The sequence below is a fragment of the Streptomyces sp. NPDC051217 genome, assembly GCF_044455465.1.
Taxonomy (GTDB): domain Bacteria; phylum Actinomycetota; class Actinomycetes; order Streptomycetales; family Streptomycetaceae; genus Streptomyces.
In genome coordinates this window covers 616292-628439 of sequence record NZ_JBITEV010000002.1, presented here as the reverse complement: position 1 = coordinate 628439, position 12148 = coordinate 616292, and the positions used below count along the sequence as shown (strand labels likewise).

Annotated in this window: 13 protein-coding genes; 11 read left to right on the top strand and 2 right to left on the bottom strand. The window is 69.8% G+C overall.

From position 1 onward, the window contains the following. Positions 1–83: 83 nt before the first annotated feature. The gene (locus tag ACIBBB_RS07890) at positions 84–2591 is read left to right on the top strand and encodes an alpha-L-fucosidase (protein WP_398979875.1); all 2508 of its coding nucleotides are present in this window, start codon (positions 84–86) and stop codon (positions 2589–2591) included. A 28-nt stretch (positions 2592–2619) separates the two neighbouring features. Here ACIBBB_RS07890 and hypB read toward each other — a convergent pair whose 3' ends face one another. Continuing rightward, entirely contained in the window at positions 2620–3474 is an 855-nt protein-coding gene (gene hypB / locus ACIBBB_RS07885; protein ID WP_398979873.1) for a hydrogenase nickel incorporation protein HypB, read from the bottom strand. 3 nt (positions 3475–3477) lie between these two features. Beyond that, a complete protein-coding gene (locus ACIBBB_RS07880) occupies positions 3478–3861 on the bottom strand; it encodes a hydrogenase maturation nickel metallochaperone HypA (RefSeq protein WP_398979871.1) in 384 nt (127 codons plus the stop codon). 133 nt (positions 3862–3994) lie between these two features. Here ACIBBB_RS07880 and ACIBBB_RS07875 point away from each other — a divergent pair, with 133 nt between their 5' ends. The 10 genes from ACIBBB_RS07875 to ACIBBB_RS07830 all read left to right on the top strand — a co-directional run bounded on the left by ACIBBB_RS07875 (position 3995) and on the right by ACIBBB_RS07830 (position 12146). After that, positions 3995–5050 carry a hydrogenase expression protein HypE gene (locus ACIBBB_RS07875; protein WP_398979869.1) on the top strand — a complete coding sequence of 352 codons (1056 nt, stop codon included), beginning with the start codon at positions 3995–3997 and terminating at the stop codon, positions 5048–5050. A 113-nt stretch (positions 5051–5163) separates the two neighbouring features. Beyond that, a complete protein-coding gene (locus ACIBBB_RS07870; protein ID WP_398979867.1) occupies positions 5164–6936 on the top strand; it encodes a nickel-dependent hydrogenase large subunit in 1773 nt (590 codons plus the stop codon). Between the two features lie 19 nt (positions 6937–6955). Further along, entirely contained in the window at positions 6956–7921 is a 966-nt protein-coding gene (locus ACIBBB_RS07865) for a NifU family protein (RefSeq protein ID WP_398979865.1), read from the top strand. Beyond that, positions 7918–8652 carry a DUF5947 family protein gene (locus tag ACIBBB_RS07860; protein WP_398979863.1) on the top strand — a complete coding sequence of 245 codons (735 nt, stop codon included), beginning with the start codon at positions 7918–7920 and terminating at the stop codon, positions 8650–8652. Before ACIBBB_RS07865 ends, ACIBBB_RS07860 begins: the two co-directional genes overlap by 4 nt. Then, positions 8649–9347: a DUF6084 family protein gene (locus ACIBBB_RS07855; protein ID WP_398979861.1), complete on the top strand. Its 699-nt coding sequence runs from the start codon at positions 8649–8651 to the stop codon at positions 9345–9347. Before ACIBBB_RS07860 ends, ACIBBB_RS07855 begins: the two co-directional genes overlap by 4 nt. Beyond that, positions 9344–10849 carry a hypothetical protein gene (locus ACIBBB_RS07850; protein ID WP_398979858.1) on the top strand — a complete coding sequence of 502 codons (1506 nt, stop codon included), beginning with the start codon at positions 9344–9346 and terminating at the stop codon, positions 10847–10849. Before ACIBBB_RS07855 ends, ACIBBB_RS07850 begins: the two co-directional genes overlap by 4 nt. Continuing rightward, positions 10846–10965, top strand: a complete 120-nt coding sequence (locus ACIBBB_RS07845) for a DUF6893 family small protein (RefSeq protein ID WP_398979856.1) — start codon at positions 10846–10848, stop codon at positions 10963–10965. The genes ACIBBB_RS07850 and ACIBBB_RS07845 overlap by 4 nt, the downstream gene beginning before the upstream one ends. Positions 10966–10993: 28 nt before the next feature. Next, positions 10994–11200: a hypothetical protein gene (locus ACIBBB_RS07840; RefSeq protein ID WP_398979854.1), complete on the top strand. Its 207-nt coding sequence runs from the start codon at positions 10994–10996 to the stop codon at positions 11198–11200. Between the two features lie 72 nt (positions 11201–11272). Next, on the top strand, positions 11273–11593 hold the full coding sequence (locus ACIBBB_RS07835) for a hypothetical protein (protein ID WP_398979852.1): 321 nt from the start codon (positions 11273–11275) through the stop codon (positions 11591–11593). 1 nt (position 11594) lies between these two features. Then, positions 11595–12146, top strand: coding sequence for a hydrogenase maturation protease (locus tag ACIBBB_RS07830; RefSeq protein ID WP_398979850.1), 552 nt, complete (start codon positions 11595–11597; stop codon positions 12144–12146). Positions 12147–12148: the final 2 nt, after the last annotated feature.

Genomic DNA, 12148 nt, shown 5'->3' with positions numbered 1-12148 from the left:
ACGGTCAAATGTGGGCACAAAGTGCCTGATTGGGGCCTCAGGGTCGGATGTCTCCACAGGATCGCTCGCGGAGGAGTGTCGGAATGCGCAAGGTGATCGGCGTCGTACTCGCGTTGCTGCTCGCCGCCGGGGCGGTGGCGACGAGCCCTCCCGCGGCGGTCGCCACCTCGGCGGACCGGCCCGACGGGCCATCCGTCCGTGGCATACCCGGCGCCATCGATCTGAGCGCCGACAAGGATCTCGCGGCCTGGCAGCGGCTCCAGTTCGGGATGTTCATCCACTGGGGTCTCTTCTCCGAGCTGGGCGGTGTCTGGGAGGGCGAGCCGGTCACCTCCGGATACAGCGAGCAGATCCAGATGTGGGCCGACATCTCCGAGGAGGAGTATCTGGACGTGGCCGCCCGCTTCCGGCCCGACCGCTTCGACCCCGCCGGGATCTGCTCCCTCGCCAAGCGGGCCGGCATGCGTTACGTCGTCATCACCAGCAAGCACCACGACGGCTTTTCCATGTTCGACACCGCCACCACCGAGTACGACGTGACGGACGCGACCCCCTACGGCAAGGACCCACTGAAGGCGCTCGCCGACGAATGCCGAAGCCAGGGACTGAAGTTCGGCTTCTACTTCTCCCTCGTGGACTGGCACCAGGGCCACGAATTCGACGGCAACAACAACAATCCGATCCCCGCCTCGATGGAACCCGTGATCAAGGCGCAGATCCGCGAGCTGATGACCAACTACGGTGACATCGCCGAAGTCTGGTTCGACATGTCGTCACCCACCGACACACAGAGCGAGGAGTTCGCCGGCATCGTCCGCGAACTCCAGCCGAAAGCCGCGGTCAACAGCCGGGTGTGGAACAACAAGGGCGACTTCCGCACGCTCGGCGACAACGAGATTCCCTCCGTGGCGCTCGACGGCGCCTGGCAGACCCCCGCGTCCGTGTACCACGACACCTGGGGCTACCGAAGCTGGCAGGTCCGTGACGACCTGCCCGGCAAGATCCGGGACCTCGTCGTCGGACTCACCGGCGTACGGGCCCGCGGCGGAAACTACCTGCTCAACATCGGCCCGCGCGGCGACGGTTCGGTGGTCGAGTTCGAGGCCGACGTCCTGCGCGGGATGGGCGACTGGCTCGACCGCCACCCCGACGCCGTGCTCGACGCCTCCGCCACCCGGTTCGGTGGCCGGCCGTGGGGCGAGGTGACGGTCAAGGACCGCGACCTGTTCCTGCACGTGACCGACTGGCCGGAGTCGGGCGAACTGCGCCTGCCCGGCCTGGCCACCTCCGTACGGAAGGTCACCGAGGACGGCGCCACGCAGCGGCTCGACTGGCGCCGGGACGGTGACGACCTCGTCGTCACACTGCCCGAAACGCCACGCGACCAGGTGCTCCCCGTGATCAGGGTCGAACTCGGCGGCGAGCTCCGCGTCATCCCGGAGAACACCGTCCCCCTGGGCCGCGCCGACACCGGCGGCAACGGCGCCGTGGTCCTCGGCGCCGGGGACTTCGAGGACGGCTACAGCTACGCGGACGAGGGCAGCTACTCCAGCACCCGACGGACGACCGTACGCCACACCGGTTACGTCACCGCCGACCGCGCCGGGCAGGTGTCGCTGGCGGTACGGGGAGAGGCCCGGCCCGAGGCGCTCTACCGCGTCCAGGTCGGGGAGCGGACGCGGCTGGTGAAGGGCGAGGAGCTGACCCGGGAGGCCATCGGCCCCTTCTCCGTACGACCCGGCCGGGTCACTCCCGTCACCCTCACGCTCGCGAAGCCCGAACACGCCGGCGAGGACCTCGGGCTGAGTCTCGACGCGGTGCTCGTCGCACCTACCGGAAGCCTCGTCTCCTGGGTCGGGGCGCCGGAGCGGCTCACGGTCGGCACGGTGACCGACGTCCCGGTCCATGTGACGAACCTGGGCCACGGCACGGCGCACGGCACCCTCGCGCTGAGGGCGCCCGCGGGCTGGACCACCGGTGGGGACGTGAGGTTCAGCGGCCTGAAGCAGGGCCGCACGCACACCGTCCGGGCCCCGGTGTCGGTGCCGGCCGAGTCCGAGACCGGCCCGGCCGCCCTTGAAACCGTTGTGACCGGCGGCGGACGACGGGTCCTGGAACTCACCGGCGACATCGAGGTCGTACTGCCCAACGTGGCGCGCGACAGGACGGCGACCCAGTCGAGCACCGCGTGGGACGGGGTCCCGAGCCGCGCGGTGGACGGCGACACGGCTGGGGACTACCTGCGCGACAACACGACCACCCACACCGCGGAACCGTCCAGCCAGGCCTGGTGGCAGGTGGATCTGGAGCGGTCCCGCTCCATCGACACCGTCGAGATCTGGAACCGCACCGACTGCTGCGCCGAACGCCTCGCCGACTACTGGGTCCTGGTCTCCGACACCCCGTTCACGGCCGACTCGCTGGAGGAGGCGCGCACCGCGCCCGGTGTGAGCGCCGTCCACCTTCAGGACCAGGCGGAGCGCCCCACCGCCGTCGGTCTCGGCGGAGCGAAGGGACGTTACGTACGCGTGCAGCTGGCGTCCATGACGAACCCGCTGTCTCTGACGGAGGTCGTGGTGCGGGCCCGGTAGGAATCCGGGAAGCGGTGGCCGGCGCGGCTCAGTACTGCCCGGCCACCCAGTCGTACCAGTCGCCCATTCCCTCTCCGGTGGTCGCGGACACGGCCAGCGACCGCAGGCCGGGGTTGACGGAACGGGCGTACTCCTCGCAGCGGGTGACGTCGAAGTCGACGTACGGCAGGAGGTCGATCTTGTTGATGATCACCAGGTCGGCGGCGGCGAACATATAGGGGTACTTGAGCGGCTTGTCCGTGCCCTCGGTGACCGAGATGATCACGACCCGGCTGCGCTCGCCGAGGTCGAAGAGGGCGGGGCAGACCAGATTGCCGACGTTCTCGACCAGGACGAGCGATCCGGACACCGGGGCCAGGGTGATGAGCGCGTCCCGCATCATCTCCGCGTCGAGGTGGCATCCCGCGCCGGTGTTCACCTGGACGACGGTGCTGCCCGCGCGCTTGATCCGGTCGGCGTCGAGCATCGTCTCCTGGTCGCCCTCGATGACCGCGACCGGACGCTGCCCGGCGAAGTCCCGGATGGTGCGTTCGAGGACGGTGGTCTTGCCGGCGCCGGGGGAACTCATCATGTTCACCGCCACGATGCCCTGTTCGGCGAGCCAGGAGCGGTTACGGGCGGCGAGATCCTCGTTCTTGGCGAGGACCCGCTGTTCGAGGGTGATGGTCTCGCCGCCGCCGGCCGCCCCGCGGATCGCGACCGGCCGGGCGTGGCCCCGGTGCGGCCCGGCGTGCTCGCGGAGGTGACTGTGCTCGTGCCCGTTCTCGTGCTCGTGTCCGTGCCCGTTCTCGTGATCGCCGTCGTGCGGGTGCGCGTGGGGTACGGCGATCCGCGTCCCGGTGCCCCCTTCGCTTCCGCCTGAGCAACCGCACGTACCGCACATAGGTCAGCCCACTCTCATGGAGATGATCTGGAGTTCCTGTCCCGACGTGATCTCCACATCGGCGCTCCCACACGGACACAGCAATACAAGATCCGCCAGGGTGAAGTCTTTCGAACACGCCCGGCAGCGCGCAGTTCCCGGCGGCTGTTCGATTTCGAGTGCCGCGCCTTCGGCGACCGTGCCCGCCGTGGTCAGGTCGAAGCAGAAGCGCATGGAGTCGGGCACCACGGCGGTCAGCATTCCCACCCGGACACTGACGGTACGCACCGGCCTTCCCGCGGCGCGCTCACATACCGCGTCGACAATGCTCTGCGTGATCGACAATTCATGCACCGACTGACCGGCCTTCCCTAAGTCACCCAATTGGCTCAGAAATTCCTGACGCAAAAGCAGGGCCGCCCGGACGAAACCCGTGTTGACAGAACGCTCAGCCGGATCCTAGATGGTAGCAATGTGAGTGACGCCACACCCATGAGATTCATGGGTATCGGGTGGGCCAATCGCGGAAGGCAGCGGTGCTATGCCGACAGAAGCGGCGAAAAAAGCAGAGGACACGCTGATCCATGTGCTGTGGATCAATGCGGGACTGAGCTGTGACGGGGATTCGGTCGCGCTGACCGCCGCGACCCAGCCCAGCATCGAGGAGATCGCACTCGGCGCGCTGCCCGGTCTGCCACAGATCGCCGTGCACTGGCCGTTGATCGATTTCGAGTGCGGCCCGAACGGTGGCGCCGACGATTTCCTGGAGTGGTTCTTCAAGGCGGACCGCGGCGAACTGGAGCCTTTCGTCCTGGTCGTCGAAGGCTCGATCCCCAACGAGAGGCTGCACGAAGAGGGTTACTGGTCGGGCTTCGGCAACGACCCCGCGACCGGTCAGCCGATGACCACCAGCGAGTGGCTCGACCGGCTGGCGCCCAAGGCCACCGCGATCGTCGCGGCCGGGACGTGCGCCACGTACGGCGGCATCCACGCCATGGCGGGCAACCCCACGGGCGCCATGGGAGTCCCGGACTACCTGGGCTGGGAGTGGAAGTCCAAGGCCGGGATCCCCATCGTGTGCGTCCCCGGCTGTCCCATCCAGCCGGACAACCTCTCGGAGACCCTCACCTATCTGCTCTACATGGCCACCGACCAGGCCCCGATGATCCCCCTCGACGACGAACTGCGTCCGACCTGGCTGTTCGGCCAGACCGTGCACGAGGGCTGCGACCGGGCCGGCTACTACGAGCAGGGCGACTTCGCGACGGAGTACGGCTCGCCCAAGTGCATCGTGAAGCTGGGCTGCTGGGGTCCCGCCGTGAAGTGCAACGTGCCCAAGCGCGGCTGGATGAACGGAATCGGCGGCTGCCCCAACGTCGGCGGGATCTGCATCGGCTGCACCATGCCCGGATTCCCGGACAAATTCATGCCGTTCATGGACGAGCCCCCTGGCGGGAAACTCTCCACGAATGCCGTCGGTATGTACGGGGCGACAATGCGGCGCCTGCGTCATATCACCACCCACACGCTCGACCGCGAACCGAAGTGGCGTAAGCGCGGCAAGGAACTCACCACCGGCGCCACCCGCACCTGGTAATCCTGCGAGTGCCCCATCGGCCGCCGATCCGGCGGCCGATGGGGCACTCACCTGGACACCACCTGGTAACTCACCCCTCCACGAAACCCGAAACGGAAAGAAGAGGCGGCCCCATGACGGCGACGAGCCAGGGCAGAGACGAACTGGTGGAGATGGCGTGGGACCCCATCACCCGAATCGTCGGGAGTCTGGGTATCTACACGAAGATCGACTTCAAGCAGAAGGTCGTCGCCGAGTGCCACAGCACCAGCTCGATCTTCCGTGGCTATTCGGTTTTCATGAAGGGCAAGGACCCGCGCGACGCCCACTTCATCACTAGCCGGATCTGCGGAATCTGCGGTGACAACCACGCCACCTGTTCCTGCTACGCGCAAAACATGGCGTACGGCGTGAAGCCGCCGCATCTGGGTGAGTGGATCGTGAATCTCGGCGAGGCCGCCGAGTACATGTTCGACCACAATATCTTCCAGGAGAATCTGGTCGGGGTCGACTACTGCGAGAAGATGGTCGCCGAGACCAACCCCGGCGTACTCGAACTGGCCAACCGCACCAACTCCCCGCACGCCGAGGACCACGGGTACAAGACCATCGGCGACATCATGCGGTCGCTGAACCCCTTCACGGGCGAGTTCTACCGCGAGGCCCTTCAGGTCAGCCGGATGACCCGCGAGATGTTCTGCCTCATGGAGGGCCGCCATGTGCACCCCTCCACGCTCTACCCGGGCGGGGTGGGCACCGTGGCGACCATCCAGCTCATGACGGACTACATCACCCGGCTCCAGCGCTACGTGGAGTTCATGAAGAAGGTCGTGCCCATGCACGACGACCTCTTCGACTTCTTCTACGAGGCGCTGCCCGGCTACGAACTGGTCGGCAACCGCCGCATCATGCTCGGCTGCTGGGGCTCCTTCCAGGACCCGGAGCACTGCAACTTCGAGTACAAGGACATGACCGACTGGGGTCGGAAGATGTACGTGACCCCCGGCATCGTCGTGGACGGCAAGCTCATCACCACCGACCTGGTGAAGATCAACCTCGGTATCCGCATCCTGCTCGGCTCGTCGTACTACAACGACTGGGACGAGCAGGAGATGTTCGTGACCCACGATCCGCTCGGCAACCCCGTCGACCGCCGCCACCCGTGGAACCAGCACACCAACCCGCAGCCGCAGAAGCGGGACCTCGGCGACAAGTACAGCTGGGTCATGTCGCCGCGCTGGTTCGACGGCGAGGACTACCTCGCGCTCGACACCGGCGGCGGGCCCCTCGCCCGGCTGTGGGTCACCGCGCTGGCCGGTCTCGTCGACATCGGCTACATCCAGGCCACCGGCAAGAGCGTGAAGATCAACCTCCCCAAGACCGCGCTCAAGGGCCCGGTCGAGCTGGAGTGGCACGTCCCGCGCTGGAGCAACACCATCGAGCGCAACCGGGCGCGGACCTACTTCCAGGCGTACGCGGCGGCCTGCGCCCTGCACTTCGCCGAGAAGGCGCTCGTGGAGATCCGGACCGGCCACACCAAGACGTGGGAGAAGTTCGAGGTCCCGGAGGAGGGCGTCGGCTGCGGCTTCACCGAGGCCGTACGCGGTGTGCTCTCGCACCACATGGTGATCAGGGACGGCAAGATCGCCAACTACCACCCGTATCCGCCGACCCCGTGGAACGCCAGCCCGCGCGACATCTACGGGACGCCGGGCCCCTACGAGGACGCGGTGCAGGGCCAGCCGATCTTCGAGGAGAACGACCGGGAGAACTTCAAGGGCATCGACATCATGCGTACGGTCCGCAGCTTCGACCCCTGCCTGCCCTGCGGTGTGCACATGTATCTCGGTGAGGGCAAGAAGCTGGAGCTGCTGCACTCGCCCACGCAGTCCGCGGGCAGTGAGTGACGTGGGCGACGGTCACGCCATGGCGGAGCGGCACGCCCACCAGTCCCCGGGGTCCGAGGAGTGGCGGGCGACCGGCGAGCGTATCGACACGCTGATCGCCGCGAGCGCGGCCGGCGGCGTCGTGGCGCGCGAGCGCAGCGAGGAACTGGTGCGGCTCGTCACCGACTTCTACGGCGCCGGCCTCGAACGCCTCCTCGACCTCGTCCACGAGCAGGGGCGGCTGGACGACGAGACCCTGGCCGCCATCGCCGCCGACGACCTGGTGGCGAGCGTGCTGCTGGTGCACGGACTGCACCCGTACAGCGTGGTGACGCGGGTCGAGAAGGCGCTGGACAGCGTACGGCCGTATCTCGGCTCGCACGGCGGCGACGTGGAGTTGCTGGCCGTGACGGACGAAGGGGCCGTGAAACTGCGGCTGTTGGGCAGTTGTGACGGCTGCCCGTCCTCCTCCGCCACCCTGGAACTCGCCGTACGGGGCGCGGTCGAGGCCGCCGCACCGGAGATCACCACGATCGAGGTCGAGGCCGCCGACGAGAGCGCCGCCGAGGCCACGGGCCCGCTGGTACCGGTGGACGCCCTCTTCGCCCGGCTGCATGACGCGGATCCCGGCGCCGGTGACGCGGGCGCGACCTGGGAACCTGTCCCCTCCCTGCTCGCCCTGGAGTCCGGCGGTGTCGAGCGCTTCACCGCCGGCGGGCTGCCCGTCGTGGCCTGCCGGATCGGCCCTGACCTGTTCGCCTTCCGCGACCGGTGCGCCCGGTGCGAGCGCCCGATGGAGGGCGCCACGCTGGCCCGGCGGCTCGGGGGCGGCTCGGGTGACGGGGTGCTGCGCTGCTCCGCCTGCCGCGCGCACTACGACGTACGGCGGGCCGGTGCCTGTCTCGACGCGGAGGCCGACGGGGCGCACTTGGATCCGCTGCCGCTGCTGGCGGACGGGGCGTCCGTCTCGGTCGCCGTACCGGTCCGGGCCGTGGTCACGACATGAGCGCACCCCAGGGCCGCACCGTGTCCCCGGTCGCCGCGCTGCTGCGGGTCAGCCGGAACCGGCCCGAGCCGGCCGCCGGTGAGCGGTGCGAGATGTGCGCCGCGCCGATCGGCGAGGACCATCAGCATGTGGTGAATCTGGAGAGCCGCACCCTGATGTGCGGCTGCCGGGCCTGCTATCTCCTCTTCACCGACGAGGGCGCGCGGCTGCGCTACCGCGCGGTCCCGGACCGCTATCTGCGGTTCGACGGGCTCCCGTTGGACGCGCGCACCTGGGACGAGCTCCAGATCCCGGTGGGGCTCGCCTTCCTGTTCCGCAACTCCGTGCAGGAGCGCACCATCGCGTTCTACCCCGGCCCGGCCGGGGCCACGGAGTCCGAACTGCCCCTCGACGCCTGGGCGACCATCGTCGAGTCCAACCCCGAACTGGCTGTGCTGCGCCCGGACGTCGAGGCGCTGCTCGTACGCCGCACCGCGGCGGGTGGGAGCGGCGACGGGCGCGAGTCGGTCGCGTCCTGCCATCTGGTGCCGATCGACGCGTGCTACGAACTGGTCGGGCGGCTGCGCACGTTGTGGCGCGGCTTCGACGGCGGCCAGGAGGCACACGCCGCGATGGACGCCTTCTTCGAGCACGTCGAGGGCCGCAGCCGGCCCGCGGGTCCCGTGCCGGCGGCCGTGGACGCTTCCGCGGCGACGGTGAACGGTGCCTCGACCGGCGGCGGGGCCTCATGAGCGGCGCCACGGCCCCCGGCCTGGAGTTCTCCGTACAGGACATCATCGCCGAGCCGTACACCGCCACGCCGCAGCTCACGGCCCGGCTGCGCGTCGAGGACGGCACGGACGAGCGGATCCACGCGATCGTGCTGCGCTGCCAGGTCCGTATCGATCCGCAGCGCCGCCACTACGGACCGGCCGAACAGGAGGCGCTGCGCGGGCTGTTCGGGGAGCGCGAGCGGTGGTCCGACACCCTGCGGCCGTTCCAGTGGATGCAGTGCCACACGACCGTGCAGGGCTTCACCGGCTCCACCGAGGTCGACCTCGCGCTGCCCTGCACCTACGACTTCGACGTCATCGGCTCCCGCTATCTGCACGCGCTCGGGGAGGGGACGGTGCCGATGAGCCTGCTCTTCTCGGGCACCGTCTTCACCAAGGGCGGTGGCAGCGGCGGCGGTTCGGGGTTCGGCGTACGGCTGGTGCCCTGGGACTGCGAGGCGCGGTACCAGCTGCCGGTGGCCGTATGGCGGCAGATGATCGCCTTCCACTTCCCCAACTCCGGCTGGATCAGGCTCGATCACGACGTCCTCGCCCGCTTCGCGGACTTCCGTGAGCGGCGTGGACTGATCAGCTGGGACGAGACGGTGACCACGGTGCTGGCGGACGCGCGGGCGCGCGCCGCCGCCGACGAGATCGGCGAGGTGGTCACATGACCCCCCTGACGCCCACCGCCCCGGTGGGCCTCGACCATGTCCGTGCGATCGCCGACGCGGTCCTGTACGAGGGCTACTTGCTGTACCCGTACCGGGCCGGGTCCCACAAGAATCAGTCGCGCTGGCAGTTCGGCGTCCTCGGCCCGCCGGGCGCGGCGCCCGGGAGCTTCGCCGAGGATCCGGGAATGGCGATGCAGGTGCTGCTGACGGTTCCTGACGGGGTGTCGGCCGTCGGCGCGGAGGTGACCGTCCGGCTCAGATTCCTCCAGCTTCAGGTGCGTGAGGTGCAGCGGCTCGACGAGGACGGCGGGCACACTCCCGTCGGTCGACTCGACGTGGCCGGTGTGCCGGTCCTGAGCTGGGACGAGGCGGTCGAGTGCGAACTCGACCCGGCCACCGTCCCGTTGGACCGCCGGGGCGGCTCGACGGACGAACTGCTGACCGTCCCCGGTGGCGAGGAGACCGAGCCGCTGACCGACGAACACGGTGTGACGGTCGGCCGCGTCGTACGGCGCCGCGAACCGCTGGCGGCCCGCGTCCGTACCAGTACGACGTGGGACGACGGCTTTCTGCGGCTGTCGGTGTCGGTGGACAACGAGCACACCGGGACCGCCACCGACAAGGACACCGCGATCCGCGCCTCCCTGATCGGCACGCACCTGCTCCTCCAGGCCCACGGCGCCGGCTTCGTCTCCCTGCGTGAGCCGTCGGACGAGGCCGCCCCCGCGGCCGCCCGGTGCGAGCAGCGCGGGTGCTGGCCGGTCCTGGCCGGGGCGAAGGGCTCCACGGACACGGTGCTGGGCGCGCCGATCATCCTCTACGACCACCCGGAGATCGCCGAACAGAGCCCCGGCGCCCTCTTCGACTCCACCGAGATCGACGAGATCCTCACCCTCCGCGTGATGACCATGACGGAGGAGGAGAAGGCGGAGGCGCGGGCCACCGACCCCCGGGCCCGCGAGATCATCGACCGCTGCGACACGATGTCGGCGGACGACCTCCAGCGACTCCACGGCCTTCTCCGCGACCCCCACGGCCCGGCCGCCAGAGCCGCCGCCACAGCCACGGCACCCGTCGCCGACCTGCGGGACGCCGAGCCGGCCGCTTTCGACACCGGCGGGGTGCCCTGGTGGGACCCGGCGGCCGACGCCGCCGTGTCGCCGGAGTCCGACGTCGTGGTCATCGAGGGGGTCCCGGTCACCAAGGGCAGCCTCGTACGCGTACACCCGTCCCGCCGCGCCGACGCGCAGGACCTCTTCTTCGCCGGGCAGGTGGCACGGGTGACCGCCGTGCTCTCGGACGTCGACGGCGGCGTGCACGTCGCCCTCGTCCTGGTCGACGACCCGGCGGCCGAGATGCACGACTGGTACGGCCGCTACTTCTACTTCGCCCCCGACGAACTTCAACCGCTTCCCGCCGGTGACCCCCGGCAGGCCGACGAGAGCCGCGATACCACCGACAGCCCCCGTCAACCGGAACACCGGAAGGAGAACCCCTCGTGAGAACCCTCGGAATGATCACCACGGGTGTGGCCGCCGCCGCGGCGATGGTCGCCGTCGCCGTCGGCGTGCGATCGCTTCCCGACATCCGCAGATACGTCCGCATGCGCTCGATGTGAGCGCCGCCACGAGTGAGAGGAGCATCCGATGACCGACGCAGCACGTGGACGCCACGACGAGGAACCGCAGGAGGAGCGGGGGCCGAAGGGCTCGCGCGACACCGGCTCGGACCAGCCGTCCGCAGGCCCCGCCGACCGCCCGGCCGGCCGCTCCGACGAGAAGTCGGACACCTCCGTCAAACCCAACAAGCCGATCGACCCGGACTCCCCGAACCTCCAGTCCGGCGGCAACTGAGACCCCTCAGCGGCCCGTAGCGCCCACCGGCCCGCCGAGCGGAGACCGGGAACCCCGCCCAAGGAGCACACCATGACGAAGGAACCGAACCGCCCCGACGACGCCGACACCGGCGGTCGTGCCACGCCGCCGTACGAGGGCCGCCGGAAGGCCGCGGGACGCGGAGACGGCGAGAAGCCGGCCAAGGGCGGCGCCAGGACGGGCGGCGCGACCGGCCCCGTCGAGGACCCCGACATGAAGTCGGCCGACCCCGAGGCGACCGAGAAGGGCGCCACCCGTTCGCCGGCCGACGAGCGGCCCGCCGACCGGGCGAAGAAGCCGCGGACCGGAGACGACAAGGGCACCGGTCCCTCGCACCTGCGCGGTACGCCGCGTGCCGAGGACCAGACCTGACGTGAGCGGCGGCGTGCTCGTTGCCGGTATCGGCAATCTCTTTCTCAGCGACGACGGTTTCGGGCCGGAGGTCGTACGCCGGCTCGCCGGACCCGGGGCGCCGCTTCCCGACGGCGTCCGGGTCGTCGACTACGGCATCCGGGGCATGCACCTCGCGTACGACCTGCTCGACGGGTACGACGCGCTCGTGCTGGTCGACGCCTGCCCCGGCGGCGGCGCGCCCGGCGAGCTGACCGTTCTGGAGGTGGGTCCGGACGACCTCGGGACGGGTGAATTCGACGCACACGGGATGAATCCGGTATCTGTCCTGGCAAATCTGGGCCAACTGGGCGGTACGCTTCCGCACACCCACGTTGTGGGGTGCACCCCCGCCGACGTCGAGGAGGGCATCGGCCTCAGTGAGGCCGTCGCCGCCGCCGTCCCCGAAGCGGTGGCGGAGGTGCGCGCGTTGGTCCGGCGGCTGCTCGCCGCGGGACCCGCGCCGTCGTCACGCACGGCGGACCCCGCGACGGCCGCACCCGCACCAGTACCCGCCCGGACCCGGAGGTCCTGATC

Excerpts from the sequence above, each read along its gene's own strand:
- ACIBBB_RS07840 (WP_398979854.1), top strand. The coding sequence starts at position 10,994 with ATGACCGACGCAGCACGTGGACGCCACGACGAGGAACCGCAGGAGGAG.
- ACIBBB_RS07870 (WP_398979867.1), top strand. The coding sequence starts at position 5,164 with ATGACGGCGACGAGCCAGGGCAGAGACGAACTGGTGGAGATGGCGTGG.
- ACIBBB_RS07875 (WP_398979869.1), top strand. The coding sequence starts at position 3,995 with ATGCCGACAGAAGCGGCGAAAAAAGCAGAGGACACGCTGATCCATGTG.
- ACIBBB_RS07890 (WP_398979875.1), top strand. The coding sequence starts at position 84 with ATGCGCAAGGTGATCGGCGTCGTACTCGCGTTGCTGCTCGCCGCCGGG.
- ACIBBB_RS07865 (WP_398979865.1), top strand. The coding sequence starts at position 6,956 with ATGGCGGAGCGGCACGCCCACCAGTCCCCGGGGTCCGAGGAGTGGCGG.
- ACIBBB_RS07835 (WP_398979852.1), top strand. The coding sequence starts at position 11,273 with ATGACGAAGGAACCGAACCGCCCCGACGACGCCGACACCGGCGGTCGT.
- hypB (WP_398979873.1), bottom strand. The coding sequence starts at position 3,474 with ATGTGCGGTACGTGCGGTTGCTCAGGCGGAAGCGAAGGGGGCACCGGG.
- ACIBBB_RS07860 (WP_398979863.1), top strand. The coding sequence starts at position 7,918 with ATGAGCGCACCCCAGGGCCGCACCGTGTCCCCGGTCGCCGCGCTGCTG.
- ACIBBB_RS07855 (WP_398979861.1), top strand. The coding sequence starts at position 8,649 with ATGAGCGGCGCCACGGCCCCCGGCCTGGAGTTCTCCGTACAGGACATC.
- ACIBBB_RS07850 (WP_398979858.1), top strand. The coding sequence starts at position 9,344 with ATGACCCCCCTGACGCCCACCGCCCCGGTGGGCCTCGACCATGTCCGT.